At 69.5% G+C, this 16,795-nt stretch carries 15 protein-coding genes; 7 read left to right on the forward strand and 8 right to left on the reverse strand.

What is annotated here, in order from left to right:
• Window positions 1-313: 313 nt before the first annotated feature.
• From DEI91_RS01705 to DEI91_RS16440, 5 genes are all read right to left on the reverse strand, one after another.
• Window positions 314-1,276, reverse strand: coding sequence for a D-alanine--D-alanine ligase (locus tag DEI91_RS01705; protein WP_111050638.1), 963 nt, complete (start codon window positions 1,274-1,276; stop codon window positions 314-316).
• A gap of 45 nt (window positions 1,277-1,321) precedes the next feature.
• Window positions 1,322-2,623, reverse strand: a complete 1,302-nt coding sequence (locus DEI91_RS01710) for a PLP-dependent aminotransferase family protein (protein WP_111050639.1) — start codon at window positions 2,621-2,623, stop codon at window positions 1,322-1,324.
• 218 nt (window positions 2,624-2,841) lie between these two features.
• On the reverse strand, window positions 2,842-3,168 hold the full coding sequence (gene trxA, locus DEI91_RS01715; protein WP_110825783.1) for a thioredoxin: 327 nt from the start codon (window positions 3,166-3,168) through the stop codon (window positions 2,842-2,844).
• A gap of 82 nt (window positions 3,169-3,250) precedes the next feature.
• Complete coding sequence (gene trxB, locus DEI91_RS01720; protein ID WP_111050640.1) at window positions 3,251-4,246, reverse strand: thioredoxin-disulfide reductase; 996 nt, start codon at window positions 4,244-4,246, stop codon at window positions 3,251-3,253.
• Between the two features lie 106 nt (window positions 4,247-4,352).
• Window positions 4,353-8,558, reverse strand: coding sequence for a DUF6049 family protein (locus tag DEI91_RS16440; RefSeq protein WP_220038004.1), 4,206 nt, complete (start codon window positions 8,556-8,558; stop codon window positions 4,353-4,355).
• A 111-nt stretch (window positions 8,559-8,669) separates the two neighbouring features.
• On the opposite strand from DEI91_RS16440, the gene DEI91_RS01730 reads away from it, so the two are divergent.
• The 7 genes from DEI91_RS01730 (at window position 8,670) to DEI91_RS01760 (ending at window position 14,368) form a co-directional block, all read left to right on the forward strand.
• Window positions 8,670-10,106 (forward strand): CCA tRNA nucleotidyltransferase, encoded by a 1,437-nt coding sequence (locus tag DEI91_RS01730; RefSeq protein ID WP_111050866.1) that lies wholly within the window; start codon window positions 8,670-8,672, stop codon window positions 10,104-10,106.
• A 160-nt stretch (window positions 10,107-10,266) separates the two neighbouring features.
• Window positions 10,267-10,656 (forward strand): 30S ribosomal protein S6, encoded by a 390-nt coding sequence (rpsF, locus tag DEI91_RS01735; RefSeq protein WP_111050641.1) that lies wholly within the window; start codon window positions 10,267-10,269, stop codon window positions 10,654-10,656.
• Between the two features lie 3 nt (window positions 10,657-10,659).
• Entirely contained in the window at window positions 10,660-11,226 is a 567-nt protein-coding gene (locus DEI91_RS01740) for a single-stranded DNA-binding protein (protein WP_111050642.1), read from the forward strand.
• Window positions 11,227-11,281: 55 nt separating this feature from the next.
• Window positions 11,282-11,539: a 30S ribosomal protein S18 gene (rpsR, locus tag DEI91_RS01745; protein ID WP_056121021.1), complete on the forward strand. Its 258-nt coding sequence runs from the start codon at window positions 11,282-11,284 to the stop codon at window positions 11,537-11,539.
• A gap of 14 nt (window positions 11,540-11,553) precedes the next feature.
• Window positions 11,554-12,006, forward strand: a complete 453-nt coding sequence (rplI, locus tag DEI91_RS01750; protein ID WP_110825787.1) for a 50S ribosomal protein L9 — start codon at window positions 11,554-11,556, stop codon at window positions 12,004-12,006.
• 476 nt (window positions 12,007-12,482) lie between these two features.
• The gene (dnaB, locus tag DEI91_RS01755; protein WP_110825788.1) at window positions 12,483-13,847 is read left to right on the forward strand and encodes a replicative DNA helicase; all 1,365 of its coding nucleotides are present in this window, start codon (window positions 12,483-12,485) and stop codon (window positions 13,845-13,847) included.
• Window positions 13,848-13,936: 89 nt separating this feature from the next.
• Window positions 13,937-14,368, forward strand: coding sequence for a GNAT family N-acetyltransferase (locus DEI91_RS01760; protein WP_181439433.1), 432 nt, complete (start codon window positions 13,937-13,939; stop codon window positions 14,366-14,368).
• 470 nt (window positions 14,369-14,838) lie between these two features.
• On the opposite strand, the gene DEI91_RS01765 is transcribed toward DEI91_RS01760, so the two are convergent.
• The 3 genes from DEI91_RS01765 to DEI91_RS01775 all read right to left on the reverse strand — a co-directional run bounded on the left by DEI91_RS01765 (window position 14,839) and on the right by DEI91_RS01775 (window position 16,777).
• Complete coding sequence (locus DEI91_RS01765) at window positions 14,839-15,249, reverse strand: ester cyclase (protein ID WP_111050644.1); 411 nt, start codon at window positions 15,247-15,249, stop codon at window positions 14,839-14,841.
• Between the two features lie 28 nt (window positions 15,250-15,277).
• Window positions 15,278-16,207, reverse strand: coding sequence for a VOC family protein (locus tag DEI91_RS01770; protein ID WP_110889419.1), 930 nt, complete (start codon window positions 16,205-16,207; stop codon window positions 15,278-15,280).
• A 147-nt stretch (window positions 16,208-16,354) separates the two neighbouring features.
• Complete coding sequence (locus DEI91_RS01775) at window positions 16,355-16,777, reverse strand: DUF6069 family protein (protein ID WP_220038005.1); 423 nt, start codon at window positions 16,775-16,777, stop codon at window positions 16,355-16,357.
• Window positions 16,778-16,795: the final 18 nt, after the last annotated feature.

Here is a 16,795-nt window from a genome sequence, read left to right on the forward strand (position 1 = left end):
GCGCTCGATGGCAGAACAGAACCCGTGTGCCGCGGTGGGCTCTCGATGGGTGTGTGTCTGGCTGGTCCGATGACCGCCCACCCTTCCGAGCCCGTGTGAGGGCGACGCTTGAGCTGGACGAGGGCTGGAGCCGGTCGGACGGTGGACGGTGGGAGAGGCGACTTTCATCGACGCAGGTCCGCGGGCGTCAGCAGCGCGACCCCCATAGTCGACCGCTGGGATCCTGCTCGAGCCTGGAGCTGAACCGGACACCGCTCACCGCGGGTGGTCGAACCCGCGACGTTCCACGTGGAACATTGCCGAGCAGCAGGAGTCAGGCCGCGTGGTCCCGCATGGCCTGCTCCGCGAGCTCGGCATATGTCCACCCGAGGTCGAACCCGGAAGCCGTCAGCGCCTGCGGAACGAGGGACGTCTCGGTGAGTCCCGGGAGCACGTTCGCCTCGAGGAACCAGGGCGTCCCCGCACCGTCCACGATGATGTCGACGCGCGAGATGTGTCGAAGCCCGAGGGCCCGGTGGGCCAGCACGGCGGCTGCCGAGGCGGCGCTGGAGGCCTCCTCCGGCAGGCGAGCGGGCGTGTAGAACGTCGTCTCCCCCGCGTTGTAGCGCGCCTCGTACCCGTAGACGCCGTTGCGAGGCACGATCTCCACCGGTGCGAGCGCGAGGGGCCCGTCGCCGGTGTCGATGATGCCGACGGCGATCTCGGTGCCGCGGATGAGCTGTTCGACGACGGCGTCCTCGCAGTAGGTGTACGCCGACACCATCGCCCGTGGCAGGTCGTCGACGTCCTCCACCAGGGTGACGCCCTGCGCGCTGCCGCCCCGCGCCGGCTTGACCGCGAGCGGGACCGGGTGCTCGGCGGCGATGGCCTGGAGCACGCCGACGGCGCCGAGTTCCCGGAAGACGTCGTGCGACAGCGTCACCGACCGCGGGGTGCGGACTCCGGCTCGGGAGACGAGGGCGGAGGCCGTCGGCTTGTCCCACGCCAGCCGAGCCGATGTCGAGCGTGAGCCGACGTACGGGATGTCGAGCGCCTCCAGGATGCCGCGCAGCGCACCGTCCTCTCCCGAGGCACCATGCAGGGCCGGCCACACGACGTCGGGGCGGTCCGCGGCCAGAGCGGGGAGCAGTGACGCGTCTGCGTCGCGGAGGTCGACCTGCCAGCCGTAGCCGGCGAGCGAGTCCGCGACTCGTCGACCGGACCGCAGGGAGATGTCGCGTTCGTGGGAGATCCCCCCGGCGACGACGACGACGTGGCGGCGGGCGAACTCAGCCATGTGGGATCCTCTGCGAAAGGCGAGCGATGGAGCGGAATGTCCTGATCAGGACAGGTTCGGCGGCGGCGAGCTGACCGTCGAGCGGCTAACCGACGGCGTGGTACGTGCCGACGGGCCGAACGTCTCGATGAGCTCGAGCTCGTCGTTGACCACGGATGCCAGGCGCTTGACGCCGACGCGGATCTGGTCCGACGTCGGGTAGCAGAACGACAGGCGGATGTTGCCCGCTCCGCGACCGTCAGCGAAGAACGCCGTCCCTGGTGTGTAGGCGACGAGCTCCTTCACGGCGCGCGGGAGCATGCCCTTCGAGTCGAGGGAGTCCGGCAGGGTCAGCCAGACGAAGAAGCCACCGTTCGGGACCGTCCAGCGCAGGTCCGGCAGGAACTCCCCCAGGGCGGAGAGCATGGCGTCCCGGCGCTCGGCGTAGAGCCCGCGGAACGTGTCGATCTGGCCCTTCCAGTCGGCGGCGTCGAGGTAGGCGTTCACGACGTACTGGCCGAAGGAGTTCGGTGCCAGGACGGCGGACTCGTTCGCGAGCACGAGCTTCTCGCGGATGGCGTGCGGCGCGAGGGCCCAACCGACGCGGAACCCGGGCGCGAGGGTCTTCGAGAACGATCCGAGGTACACCACGCCCTCGTCGTCGATCGACCGGATCGCCTGCGGTGCGGGCTCGTCGAACCAGAGGAGCCCGTACGGGTTGTCCTCGAGCACGAGGATGTCGTTCGAGCGACAGATGTCGAGGACCTCGATACGGCGCTCGCGGCTCATCGTGACGCCTGCGGGGTTGTGGAAGTTCGGGATCGTGTAGAGGAACTTCATCCGCTTGCCAGCAGCCCGGAGACGGCCGATCGTCTCTCGGAGGGCCTCGGGGACCAGGCCGTGCTCGTCGGTCGTCACGTGGACGGTCTCGGCCTGGTACGACCGGAACACGCCGATGGCCCCGACGTAGGACGGCGACTCCGCGAGCACGACGTCGCCCGGATCGATGAACAGCCGCGTGACGAGGTCCAGGGCGTGCTGGGACCCCGTGGTGACCACGACGTCCTCCGGGCTGGCACGGATGCCTTCCAGGCTCATCACGTCGACGATGTGCTCGCGGAGGGGGCGGAGTCCCTGCCCGCCGCCGTACTGCAGTGCCATGGCCGCGTCGTCCTGCATGACACGGTCGATCGAGCCGGTGACGAGCTCGCGGGGCAGTGCGGACACGTACGGCATGCCGCCGGCGAGCGAGACCACCTCGGGCCGCGACGCGACGGCGAACAGGGCTCGGACCTCGGAGGCGCTCAACCCGGCGGTGCGCTGGGCGTAGGAGTCGTACCAGGGGTCGAGACTGTTGCCGTTCGTCATCGAGTTACCTCCACTCGGTCGTTCTCGCCACAGTACGACATGCAACCGGACATCCGTTGGTCCGCGACGAGGCCGATCGTCGATCGGTGGCCCGCTCCTGCCTGGAGGCCCGCCCCGCGTCCGCCCCGCCAGGCGGGTGGACATCGGCCCGGGAACAGGCGAACGCCCCGCCCTCCGATGGAATGGAGGACGGGGCGTCCGGGTCTGTGCTGCGGTGCCTACGCGAGGAAGTCCGCGAGGTCGGCCTCGAGGGCCGGCTTCGGCTTGGCGCCGATGACGGTCTTGACGACCTCGCCGCCCTTGAACACCTTCATCGCCGGGATCGACGTGATCTGGTAGTTCATGGCCGACTGCGGGTTGTCGTCGACGTTGAGCTTGACGATCTCGATTTTGTCGGCGTGCTCTGCCGCGATCTGGTCGAGGATCGGCGACACCGCACGACACGGGCCACACCACTCGGCCCAGAAGTCGACGAGGATCGTCTTGTCGGACTTGAGGACCTCGGCCTCGAACGTGGCGTCGGTGACGGCCTTTGCGTTGCTCATGCTTGCTCCTTCGACGGAAGTCGGTTCGGTGAGGTGAACGTGGTCGACCGACCGGGCATTCCCCCGGCCGGCCGCGCCCGGGTCAGACCCGCGCGGTGACGTCGATGATCGCCTCGGTCGGGGTGACGCCCTCGGCCTCGTCGGTGATGCTGTGGTCGAGGTCGGCGAGGTACTTCTCGGCGTCGAGTGCTGCCACGGCACCGGAGCCGGCGGCGGTGATCGCCTGGCGGTAGGTCGGGTCGAGCACGTCACCGGCGATGAACACGCCGGGGACGCCGACCGCGCGGGACGACCGACCCTCGACGGCGAGCGTGCCCTCGGGGGCGATCTCGAGCTGGCCGTGCACGAGGTGGGTGCGCGGGTCGTTGCCGATCGCGATGAACAGGCCGTCGAGTGCCATCGAGGACTCCTCGCCGGTCACCGTGTCCGTGAGCGTGACGCCCTCGACCGCGGAGTCACCCGTGATGCCGGTGACCTGCTTGTTCCAGGCGAACTCGATCTTCGGGTCGTTCATGGCGCGGTCCTGCATGATCTTCGACGCGCGCAGGGAGTCCCCGCGGTGGATGATCGTCACCTTGTCGGCGAAGCGCGTGAGGAAGGTCGCCTCCTCCATCGCGGAGTCGCCGCCGCCGACGACGGCGATGTTCTTCTGGCGGAAGAAGAAACCGTCGCACGTGGCGCACCAGGAGACGCCGTGTCCGGAGAGCCGCTCCTCGTCCGGGAGGCCCAGGTGCCGGTACGCGGACCCGGTCGCGTAGACGACCGCAAGCGCCTCGTACGTCTCGCCCGAGCCGACCGTGACCTTCTTGACCTGGCCCGTGAGGTCGACCGAGACGGCGTCGTCGTACAGGACCTCGGCACCGAACTTCTCGGCCTGCTCCTGCATCTTGATCATGAGGTCGGGGCCCTGGACGCCCTCGGGGAAGCCCGGGAAGTTCTCGACCTCGGTCGTCTTGGTCAGTTCGCCGCCGGTCTCGACGCTCGAGGCGACGATGAGCGGCTTCAGCTCAGCGCGCGCGGCGTAGATGCCGGCCGTGAACCCGGCGGGACCGGAACCGATGATGATGAGCTCGCGCATGACTGCCCTTCCGTTGCGTGCCACCGAGAGAACCCATGGTAGCCGCGGGCCATTCCCGGGCAGCCGTGAGCGCGGGGCGCCAGGACGTCCCCCGACGCGCCCCGCCTCAGCGCCCCAGTCGCGCCCGGACGAGGTCGACGGCGCTGCGCACCTCGGCGTTGCGGATGAGGGCCAGGACGCCGAAGTACACGGCCACCATGACGACCCCGGCGAGGACGACGGTGATGGCCGCGCTCGTGAAGTCCGCCATGGCGAACCCGTCCTCGCGGAAGGCCCCGAAGAAGTGGACGACGACGAGTCCGACGACCCCGGCCACGAGTGCGGCGGCGACGAACTGCAGGTGCGAGCGGGTCACGACCGGGCCCTCGATGCCGTCCAGTCGGCGCCGGACGATGACGAGCGCCACGATCGTCTGCGCGGACCCGGCGACGGTCGTGCACGCGGCGACGGCGAGACCGATGACGTCGCCGGGCAGCGCGGTCACGGCGAGGGCACCGATGACGAACAGGCCGGACTGCACGAGCTGCATGAGGAACGGCGTCCGGTGGTCGTGCATGGCCCAGAACACCCGCTGGATGATGAAGAGCATGCTGAACAGCACCAGGCCGGGCATGTAGGCGAGCAACACGCCGCCGATGGCGAGCGCGCCGTCGAAGGTGTTCGAGAACATCCGACCGAACGGCACGGCCACGACCATGAGCGCGACCGCCGAGAAGACCGTGAACAGGCCGACGATCCGCAGGGACAGCGACAGGTTGCGCCGGACCGCCGCCAGGTCACCGCGTTCGGCGTCGTGGCTCATCCGCGTGAAGTACGCGGTGGCGATCGACACGGCGATGATCGAGTGCGGCAGCATGAAGAGCAGCCAGGCGTTCTGCAGCACCGCGTTGCCGGCGTTCCCGGACCCGAGCGAGGCCACGCGGGACTGCACGATCCCGGCCAGCTGCGTGACGAGGATCATCGCGAAGAGCCATCCGGCCGCCGTCCCGGTGGCCTTGAGGCCGACGCCCCGCCAGCGGAAGTCGGGCCGGAAGGTCAGACCCGCGCGCTTCCAGAAGAACGGCAGGAAGGCCGCCTGTGCGAGGACGCCCAGGGAGGCGCTGCCCGCGAGCACCGCGATCTTCAGCGGCGTCCAGTCGTCCGTCCCCGCGTTCAACGTGCGGTTGCCGAACAGCGCGATGAAGACGACGAGGCCCGCGATGGCGATGACGTTGTTGATGAGCGGGGCCCAGGTGAACGGACCGAACACCTGCTTGGCGTTGAGGACCTCCCCGAGCAGCGAGTACATCGCGTAGAAGAGGATCTGCGGCAGGCACCAGAACGCGAACGCGACCGCCAGGTCCGTCGCCGCCGGCGAGAAGCCCTTGCCGTCGTCCGCCTGCGCCGCGTAGACGCGGACCAGGACCGGGGCGAGCAGGGTCGCGACGATCGTGATGACGACGAAGACCGAGCCGCCGAGCGTCACGATCTTGTTGACGTAGGCGCGCCCGCCGTCGCCGTTCTGGCCCATCGACCGGACGATCTGCGGGATGAGCACCGCGGACAGCAGGCCACCCGCGATGAGCGCGTAGATGTTGTTCGGGAGCTGGTTCGACACCGCGAACGCGTCCGCCGCACGGGAGTTCGCCTGCCCGATGGCGTACGCGAGCACGAACGTCTTCGCGAAGCCGAGCAGGCGCGACACCATCGTCCCGACCGCGAGCAGGGCACTCGCGCGCCCGAGGTCGCGTCCGCCCTCCGGTGCGGTGTCGACGCTCCCGGTCGCGGTGGGCGGGGTGGTGCTGATGGTCGGCTCCTCGGGTGCGCGTCGGTCGGCGGGGTGCCCGCGGTCGGCGGGCTGACCGCGGCCGTCGGGACTGCGGTCGTCGTCGTGGTCGTCGGACGGGAGGCTCGACCGCACCCCGGCGCGCATGATCGCGTCCTCCAGGCGGTCGCCGTCGGCGCCGACCGTGTCGGTGCCGGAGCTGGCCGCGGCGATGGCGGTGGCGGCCCCGGGGACCGTGGTCGGGCCTCCAGGCCGGGTGGCCGTTGCGGACTCCCCCGGAGCGACCGGTTGGACCTCGAGCGGTCGGTTCGGGTCCTCGTCCTGCGCCTCGGCCTGCCCGTTGCGGCGGCGCAGCCGGCGCCGCACGTTGCGGACGATGCCGAAGCCGAAGACGGCGATGACCGCGATGGCGGCGACGGCCGTGATGACGGTCTCCCACTGCGCCTGCACGTTGATCTCCACCGTCGCGGGGCTGGAGATCCGGGCTCCGGTCGCGCTCGTCAGGGACATCGACAGCGCGACCTTGCCGTTCGCGACCGACTGCACGGGGAAGGTGGTGCGGGTCGAGGAGCGGGGTTGGATCGTGACCTCGACAGCGTTCTGTTCGATGCGGAGGAACGAGTTCGACGGCGACACCGTCAGGAAGACGGTGACGGCGTGGTCGGACCGGTTGCGCACCGAGATCGGCAGTGAGGACCGGTCGCCGAGCAGGGTGATGTCACTCGAGTTGACGATGCCGACGCTGTGCACGACCTCGTCGTTGTCGGCGACGAGTCGGTCCACCACCGTGGAGAGGCGCTCGGTGTCGGCCCGCCACGCGTTCGAGGCCGCGGCGAGGGTCGCGAGCCGCACGGGGGCGGTGACCGTCGCGGGGTCCTGCACCGCGCTGGCGAAGTCGGCGATGTCCTGCTCGGACCGGACGAGTCGGCGGAGCGTCTCGACTCGGTCGTCGCCGACGCTGGCGCTCTGCAGCGTCAGGGATCCGGGGGTCGCGTCGACGACGGTGGAGAAGTCCGTCGGGGAGACCCAACCACTGCTCTCGAGGGTGTCGAGGGCCTGGTCGAGTCGACCGGAGTCGGTGGGCCAGGACCGGTCGAGCGTCAGGAGGAGCGGCCCGGTCGCGGTGCCCTGGACGGCCACGGTCGCCAGGGTCGCGGAGAGCTCCGTCATCGCGTTCGTGTAGGCGCGCCCGTCGGGTGCCCCGGCGGCGTCACGCAGGAGCGCCGACATCGTCTGGTCGGCGACGAGTCCCTGCGTCGCGCCGATCTCCTCCGAGGCGGCGACGGTCGTGCCGGCACCGGCGGATGTGTTCCCGCTCGCGAGGATCGTGGACCGGTAACCGGCCGCGCCGAGGGCCGTGAGGTCGTCGGTGGCGACGGTGCCGTCGGCGGGCCAGGCGACCGTGTCGACCGTCCAGGGGAAGGCGACGAGCGACTCGGAGGTGGGGATCATCGCCGGAGCGCCCGGTCCGGCACCCGTGCCGTCGGTCGACGGCGTGCCGGGGTTCGCGGGGCTGGTCGCCGTGTCGGTGGCCCCGGCGCCGGTGCGGTCGGACGCATCGGTGCCCGGGGTCCCGGTGGTGGCACCGTCGGCGGGGGTGGCGGTCGGGCTCGGCGTCGCTCCCGGGAAGCGGTCGTCCTCGACCGCGGCGGCGATCGCCTGGTCGAAGGAGATCGGTGCCGCGATGCCCGGCGCCCCCGCCTGGTGGAGTCCGGCGACGTCGGCGTCGGCGTAGGCGAGCGGGAACTTCTCGTTCCGGAGTCCCTGCAGGCGCTCGAGCCAGGCGGTCGCCGTGCTCGGTGCGTCGTCCCCCAGGAGCCGGATCGAGGCGATGATCCGCGGGTCGACGGCGAGGGCGATGCTGTGGCCCTCAGCCGCGTCGAGCTGCTGGGTGAGGGTGCCGTCGACGGCGGTCGCCGAGGCGAGGGCGCCGGCGGACAGCACGCCGTCCTCGGTGGCCGGCACCGTCACCGGCATCGCGACGGCGACGTCGACCGGGGCCCGGTCGAACTCGGGGTTCCACGTGAAGGCGGAGCGTCCGACCGCGAACGTCGAACCGGCCGCGTACGAGGCCGCGATGCGCCGTGCGCCGAACGGGTTGAGCGTGCCGATGCCGACGTCGGCGAACGGCACGGAGATGGAGTCGATCGTCACCGACCGGTGAGCGGGGACCTCCGGGACCGTGACCCGGTCCATGCGCTCCCCCACGTAACCGTCTGACGAGGTGTCGCCCAGCCAGTCGGCGAGGATGTCCCGCGTCCCCACGGCTCGACGGATGATGTCGAGGTCGGCTTCACCGGCCGGCAGCGCGACGTCCGTGTCGTTCGTCACCGTGAGCGAGAGCGAGAGGTCGTCACCGAGTTCGAGGACGCCCCGGCCGGTCGGTGTCAGCTCGACCGAGGTCGTCCCCGTCTGTGCGGCGCTCGGGTCAGCCGGCTTCGTGGTGGTGGCGGCGTCGGCGACGTCCACCGCGGCGGGCGCGATGACCAGACCGGTGGCGACCAGGGCGGACGCGGCGGCGGCGAGCACGGTACGGAGTATCTGCATGTGAGAGGGCCCTGGTCGTGAGCGGGCCACGACGAGTGTATGAGGCGCGACCATGACAGCAGGCGGGCGCGCAGGTGCTCACCGCCATCATCTGGGATGATCGACGGCGTCATGCAGTCCGTAGCCCAGGCCGTCGAACGACTCGACGCACTCGCCGCCACCGACACCGTCGACGTCCTCGCACGGGCGTTCGCCGCCGCCGGTCACGAGCTCGCCCTCGTCGGTGGGCCCGTCCGTGACGCCTTCCTCGGCCGCCCGGTGACCGACCTCGACTTCACGACCGACGCGCGGCCGGACGAGATCCTGGCGATCGTCGGACCTCTCGCCAAGACGACGTGGGACGTCGGGCGCCAGTTCGGCACCATCGCCGCGCTGGTCCGCGGTGAGCAGGTCGAGATCACGACGTACCGCAGTGACGTGTACGACGGCGAGACCCGCAAGCCCGAGGTCACGTTCGGCGACACCATCGAGGACGACCTGCTCCGCCGCGACTTCACCGTCAACGCGATGGCGCTCCGACTCCCCCAGCGTGAGCTCGTCGACGTGCACGGCGGCGTCGAGGACCTGCTCGCCGGCCGCCTGGCGACCCCGCAGGCGGCTCCGGTCTCGTTCCGGGACGACCCGCTCCGCATGATGCGGGCGGCACGGTTCACGGCACAGCTCGGGTTCACGGCGTCCGACGAGGTCCGGGCCGCGATGTCCGACCTCGCCGACTCGATCGACATCGTCTCCGCCGAACGCGTGCGGGACGAGCTCGTGAAGTTGCTCAACACGTCCGACCCGGTCGAGGGGCTCCGGCTCCTCGTCGACACCGGGATCGCCGAGCGGATCCTGCCCGAGCTGCCGGCGATGCGGCTCGAGATCGATGAGCACCACCACCACAAGGACGTGTACGAGCACTCGCTCACCGTCCTGACCCAGGCGATCGGGTACGAGGCGGAGCGTCACCCCGGCGACGCCCCCGACACCGTGCTCCGGCTCGCCGCGCTCCTGCACGACATCGGCAAGCCCGCGACCCGGAAGCTCGAACCGGGCGGCGCCGTGAGCTTCCACCACCACGACCTGGTCGGGTCCAAGCTCGCGAAGAAGCGACTCCGCGCCCTGCGCTTCGACAACGACACGATCGCCTCGGTGTCCCGCCTGATCGAACTGCACCTGCGGTTCTTCGGCTACACCGAGGGCGCCTGGACCGACGCGGCCGTCCGCCGCTACGTCCGGGACGCCGGCGACCAGCTCGAGCGGCTGCACGAGCTCACCCGCTCGGACGTCACCACCCGGAACCGCCGGAAGGCAGACCGTCTCGGGTTCGCCTACGACGACCTGGAGGCCCGGATCGCCGTCCTCGCGGAGCAGGAGGAGCTCGACTCCATGCGTCCGGACCTGACGGGCGACGACATCATGCGGATCCTCGACATCCCGCCGGGGCGGGCCGTCGGCGAGGCCTACCGCTTCCTGCTCGAGGCCCGTATGGACGAGGGGCCGCTCGGCCCCGAGGACGCCGAGGCGCGGCTCCGCGCCTGGTGGGCGACGCGCGACACGTCCGTCTGACCGACGCCGGTCGCTCTGCACAGCCGGTGGCGCGCCTCCAGGCCGTCCGCTACGATGGGCAGGTTGTCTCGCGCGCATGCAGCGTGCCGAGGCACATGCATCAACCCTCCTGCCCCGGGAACTGCCCGGGGCCGCTGAGACCAGAGGAGGTGGGTTCCGCATGCACCAGTACGAACTGATGGCGATCCTCGACCCCGAGATCGATGAGCGCACCGTCGCTCCCAGCCTGGACAAGTTCCTCGCGGTCATCCGCAACGACGGTGGCACCGTCGACAACGTGGACGTCTGGGGCCGTCGCCGGCTCGCGTACGAGATCGCGAAGAAGACCGAGGGCATCTACGCCGTCGTGAACTTCACGTCGTCCGCCGACTCCGCCAAGGAGCTGGACCGCCAGCTCGGTCTCTCCGAGGCCGTCCTGCGTACCAAGGTCCTGCGCGCCGAAGAGGGCATGGCCCAGGTCGCCGCTCAGAAGGAGCGCGACGAGGCCCGTGCCGCCCGCAAGGCCGCCAACGCGTCGGCTTCGGCCGCCACGACCGCGAGCGCCGAGTAGCCCGTGGCCGGCGAAACCGTCATCACGGTGGTGGGCAACCTCACCGCGGACCCGGAGCTGCGCTACACGCAGAACGGGCTCGCCGTGGCGAACTTCACCATCGCGTCGACCCCTCGCACGTTCGACCGTCAGGCGAACGAGTGGAAGGACGGCGACGCGCTGTTCCTCCGTGCGAGTGTGTGGCGCGAGTTCGCCGAGCACGTGGCGGGGTCGCTGACGAAGGGCTCGCGCGTCATCGCGCAGGGCCGTCTCCGTCAGCGTTCCTACCAGGACCGTGAGGGTCAGCAGCGGACGAGCATCGAGCTCGAGGTCGACGAGATCGGCCCCTCGCTCCGGTACGCGACCGCCCAGATCACCCGTGCACCGGGTGGCAGCGGCGGTGGCGGCGGGCGCGGCCAGGTCGGCGGCGGGGGCAACTCCGGCGGTGGCTTCGGCGGCAACAACGGTGGCGGCGGTCAGTCCGACGCACCGTGGTCCCCGCAGGGTGGTCAGCAGGGCGGCGGCAACGCACAGTCGAACGACGTGTGGAGCACCCCCGGCGGCACCTACGACGACGAGACCCCGTTCTGATCCGCGACCACTCGGTCTGACGGACACACAACTTCTCTCTCTGTAAGGAAGAACAATGGCTGGAAAGAGCACCGGCGACCGCCGGAAGCCTCGCGGCAAGGGCGGCAAGAACGCCGCTCCCGCGAAGGCGATCAAGGTCGGCGTCATCGACTACAAGGACGTCGCGACCCTGCGCAAGTTCATCTCGGAGCGTGGCAAGATCCGCGCCCGTCGCATCACCGGCGTCTCCGTCCAGGAGCAGCGCCTCATCGCCCGTGCCGTGAAGAACGCCCGTGAGATGGCGCTCCTCCCCTACGCCGGCTCCGGCCGCTGATCGGAGGTCGACACATGTCGAAGCTCATCCTCACCCACGAGGTCTCCGGCCTCGGTTCCGCCGGTGACGTCGTCGACGTCAAGAACGGCTACGCCCGCAACTACCTGATCCCGCAGGGCTTCGCCGTGTCGTGGTCGAAGGGCGGCGAGAAGCAGATCGAGTCGATCCGTGCAGCTCGCACCGCGCGCGAGCTCGCCACCATCGAAGAGGCACAGGACCTCAAGATGAAGCTCGAGAACGCCACCATCCAGCTGTCGGTCAAGGCCGGCAAGGACGGTCGTCTGTTCGGCTCCGTCCGCCCGGCTGACGTCGCTGACGCCGTCCAGGCGCAGGGCGTCGGCTCGCTCGACAAGCGCAAGGTCGAGGTCCCCGCGACCATCAAGACCGTCGGTGACCACGAGGCCACCGTGCGTCTGCGTGAGGACATCGTCGCGACCATCTCGCTGAAGGTCGTCGCCGCGAAGTAGTCCGGTCGCTGCCGCGGCAGCACCAGCACCGCCGGAGGGCGGGTCTCCCATCTCGGGAGGCCCGCCCTCCGTCGTTCCGGTGCCGAGCCTGCCTGGGAGCAACCCGAGTGCAACCGGGTGGCAGGGCCGTTTGTCAAGTCGGTTCTGCACAATCGCAGCCCCGAACAGGAACCTTCGACCGCCACTTGAAGCAGAGTTCTCCACACATGGTGTGGAACGAAAAATCCCAGTTCAGGCGTCGAACGTGTGTTCTCCTGCCGAGTTCTCCACAGCGAAGTGCACAACCATCCACACAGGACTCCGGCGTGTTCCGCACTCCGTCCACAGAGTTATCCACAGGTGCTGTTGCTGGGGATAACTCTGTACCCGTAGCTTGACCCAGCGACTCGGGGATGTCGGTCGCCCGGGGTAGAACTGCTCGGTCGGGAACGGTCCACAGGCCGTCCGCCAGCACCGCCAAACACTGAGGAGCACGTGTGTCGATCGCGCATCTGGAGCCGGCCCCCCGGGAGTACGCCGAGCGGAACGCCGACCGGACTCCCCCGCACGACATGCTCGCGGAGCAGTCGACGATCGGCGGCATGATGCTGTCGAAGGACGCCGTCGCCGACGTCATCGAGACCGCCCGCGGTGTCGACTTCTACATCCCCAAGCACGAGGTGATCTTCGACGCGATCCTGTCGCTGTACTCGCACGGTGAGCCGACCGACGTCATCGCCGTCACCGACGAGCTCACGAAGACGGGCCTGCTGTCCCGCGGCGGTGGCGCCGAGTACCTGCACAGCCTGACGAGCATGGTGCCGACCGCGGCGAACGCCGGGTACTACGCCGCCATCGTCGCCGAGAAGGCCGTCCTCCGTCGCCTGGTCGAGGCCGGTACCCGCATCGTGCAGATGGGCTACGCGAGCGAGGGCGAGGTCACCGACCTCGTCAACAGCGCGCAGGCCGAGGTCTACAACGTCGCCGGCGGCGTGCAGACCGAGGACTACGTCCCCCTGACCGAGGCCATCGGAACCGCGATCGACGAGATCGAGGCCGCGAAGGGCCGCGACGGGCAGATGACCGGGGTCCCGACCGGGTTCGCCCAGATGGACGCCCTGACCAACGGCTTCCACCCCGGACAGCTCATCATCGTGGCCGCACGACCCGCACTCGGCAAGTCGACCCTGGCGCTCGACCTGTGCCGCGCCGCGGCGCTCAAGCACAACCAGACCGCCGCGTTCTTCTCGCTCGAGATGGGTCGCGCCGAGATCGCCATGCGCCTGCTCTCCGCCGAGTCGAGCGTCCCGCTGCAGAACATGCGCAAGGGCACCGTCGACACCCGTGACTGGACCACCATCGCGCAGACCCGCGGGCGCATCAACGACGCCCCGTTCTTCATCGACGACTCCCCCAACATGACCCTCGTCGAGATCCGGGCGAAGTGCCGGCGCCTCAAGCAGCAGCACAACCTGAAGCTCGTCGTCATCGACTACCTGCAGCTCATGACCTCGGGCAAGAAGGTCGAGAGCCGCCAGCAGGAGGTCTCCGAGTTCTCGCGTGCGCTCAAGCTCATGGCGAAGGAGCTCCAGGTCCCCGTCATCGCGCTGTCGCAGCTGAACCGTGGACCCGAGCAGCGTGCCGACAAGAAGCCGATGATCTCCGACCTGCGTGAATCCGGGTCGATCGAGCAGGACGCCGACATGGTCATCCTGCTGCACCGTGAGTCGGCGTACGAGAAGGACAACCCGCGGCAGGGTGAAGCCGACCTGATCGTGGCGAAGCACCGCAACGGGCCGACGGACACCATCACGGTGGCGTTCCACGGGATGTTCTCGCGGTTCGTGGACATGCCGCAGTAGTGCAGTGTGAGACGGCGATACTCCGGCCAAGCAGGACAGGGAAGTCGTCGTGGTTGTCGCCGCCAGTCGCGTACCGGTGGACGAGCGGCTTGCGGGACGGTCTCGCAGTACCGTTCCGGGATGGACTACTCCTTCTCCGCGCCGACCGCGATGGAGTTCAAGACGCTCTACGACGAGACTGGTTGGGGGACTGGACTCTGGACCGATTCGAGCGCGCTCTGTCTGGGAGCTGGATCGTCTGCACCGTCAGGGATGACGCCGGCCGCCTGGTCGGCATGGGCAGGCTCATCAGTGACGGGGCGCTGCACGCCTTCGTGACCGAGATGATCGTCACCGAAGAGGCTCGAGGTGGAGGTATCGGCGGACAAGTCCTCGCGCGCCTAGTCGACGAGGCACGTCGCCGCGGAGTGGACGACGTACAGCTCTTCGCGGCCCGAGGTCGGGCTGAGTTCTACGAACGCCACGGCTTCGAGCGCCGGGCCGAAAGCGGACCCGGCATGGACGTAGCGAGCGTTCGCTAGCCCATCCTCTACCGGGCGGCTGTCGTGAGCACCACGCGTCCCGTCGTCGCAGCGTCGCCGGCCCAGCGGGACTCGACCTCCCGGATCGGTGCAGCTTGCGCGTCGATGGTCGCCGTGCCGTCTGCGGTTGCGAGACGATGCCGGGCAGCTCCGCAGCGAACGCAGCACGCCCGGCGGCGCCTTGCCCACTACCGACGATGCTCAGTTCAGATGCGCGAAGCGCTGCGGACGGGACTGGGGTCTCCTGCCCTGCGGTCGAGCCGATCGCGATCCAGTCCAGCCGACGCCCCCGGTCCTGTCGAGCCGTGACGAGGGATCGCATCACGTCCGCGGCCGGTTGCCCCCGGACGTGGTCGATGACCACGTCGACCTCGGCTGCCGCCTCACATCCGGTGCGGTCCCGCCAGCGATCATTCCGCTTCCGCCGACTGTCGAGTGAGCCGGCTACCGCATCAGTTCGTGGACGATGCTCACTGAGCGGTGAGCTGGCTCATGAAGGCGGTGAAGTCGCCGATTGCGTTGTGCTCGACGATCTGGCCGTCGCGGATGACGTCGACGGCGACGGCTTCGAGGCGGGTCGCGTTGCCGTTGGCGGGGATGCCGAACAGGTCACCGTTGCTGAAGGTGCCCTCGAGGACCCAGTGGGTGTAGACGGTGTCACCGTCGGCGGACTGGCCGAGGATCGTCATGGTCTGGTCGGGGACCGCGGTCTTCGCGGCGAGGTCGGAACCCATCCACATGTCCCTGTCCATCGCACCGCCGTTGGTGTGGTTGACCAGATCCTGGGAGATGTAGGTGTCGAACGCGGCCTGCAGATCGCTGGTGTTGTAGGCGTCGTAGAAGGCACGGGCGATGGTCTTGTTGTCGCCGGTGGTGCTCATGGTCTTGTCCTTCGGCTGGGAGTGTCGGTCAGTTGGCGGAGAGCAGCAGCGTGTTCAGGCTGGGGTCTCGGACGAGGAAGCCGGCGTCGGATTCCTCGATGGGTCCGTCGACGGTTCCGAGGACGTGGTCGAGGCGCTCGTGGGTGTCGAGGCGGAGGGTGAAGGCGCGCATGCGGGCGGTCCCTGCGGGGGATTGCGGTGCGCCGACGCCTTGCCAGGTGTTCACTGCGATGCGGTGGTTGAACGCGCCGCCGCCACCGAGGTCGCCCATGTGGAAGCGGGGTGCCCAGACGGCCTGGTTGAACCCGAACGTGCGGTAGAAACCGTAGGCGGCTTCGAGGTCCCCGACGTACAGGTGGACGTGGCCGATCTTGGTGCCCTCCGGCACCGGGAGTGTGATGTCGTCATCGGGCAGTGCGGCGAGGACGGCGCGGACGTCGAGCGGCTCACGACCGTTGGAACGGCTGCCGTCCTGGCGCAGCACGTACGGGCCGTTGTCGTCGAAGTGGAACCCGCGGAGACGTTCCGGCGTCTCGAGGGTGATCTCGACCGTGATGCCGTCCGGGTCGAGGAGGTAGATCGCCTTCGACATGATGTGGTCGGTCGGTGAGATCTGCCAGCCGACCCGGATGAGGCGGAGCAGGATCCGGGCGAAGTCGGCTTCTGTCGGCGGGTGCACGGCGAGGTGGTAGAGCCCGCTGTGGCCCTGCAGGAACCCGGTCTGGGCGCCCGGGTGGAGGGTGACGAGGGTCTGTGCCTTCGTGCCGAGCTCGACCTCGTCCTGGGACTCGGACCGTAGGACGAGACCGATGACATCGGTCCAGAACGCGGTGGAACGGCCGAGGTCGGTGACCTCGAGGTGCACGGCACCGAACTCCGCGACCTCACGGTCCGGCGTGCCAGGCGCGGCCGCGTTCGGGGCGGAACGCGGGTCCGAAGAAGTGTCGAGGGGGTTCATTGCTGCTCCTGCAGAGTTCGACGTCGGCGTAGGTCCCGGGCCGCGAGCTGCTGCCGGATCCTAGGTACTTGAATCATCAAGTACCTAGGATCAATGTACGCCGTTTTGTTGAACTGTCAACAAACTTCTGGCGGGCGGGAGGAGGAGTCAGCGTGCGATCGGGAGGAACGTGCGGTAGATCGGCACCGCAACCGCCGTCGTCACGAGGTGCATGATGCCCAGCGCCACTCCCGCGGTCATCGCAGCGGAGCCACCACTGAAGGCGAGGAGCACGTCGGGGATGAGGGAGAGCACCAGGACGACCGGGACGAGGATCGCGAGCGCGCGCCCAGCCGAACGCGTACGGCTGATGAGCGCCCACCCGATCGCGCCGATCAGGACCCCGACGACCGTGAAGGTGATGTAGGCCGGCGGCGTCAGGCCTTGCACTGCGGGGTCAGCGCCGGCCGCGAGGGCACTGACGGCGATGATCGCGTTGGCGATGCTGCCGATGACGGCTGCGAGGACAGTCGCGACGAGGACCCCGCGGAGGCGGCTCGGGCGGCGGGTTGTCGTGTCGATCGTGCTCATGGGAGTTTCCGTTCTGGG

The sequence above is a fragment of the Curtobacterium sp. MCBD17_032 genome (assembly GCF_003234855.1).
In the GTDB taxonomy this organism is placed as follows: Bacteria; Actinomycetota; Actinomycetes; order Actinomycetales; family Microbacteriaceae; genus Curtobacterium.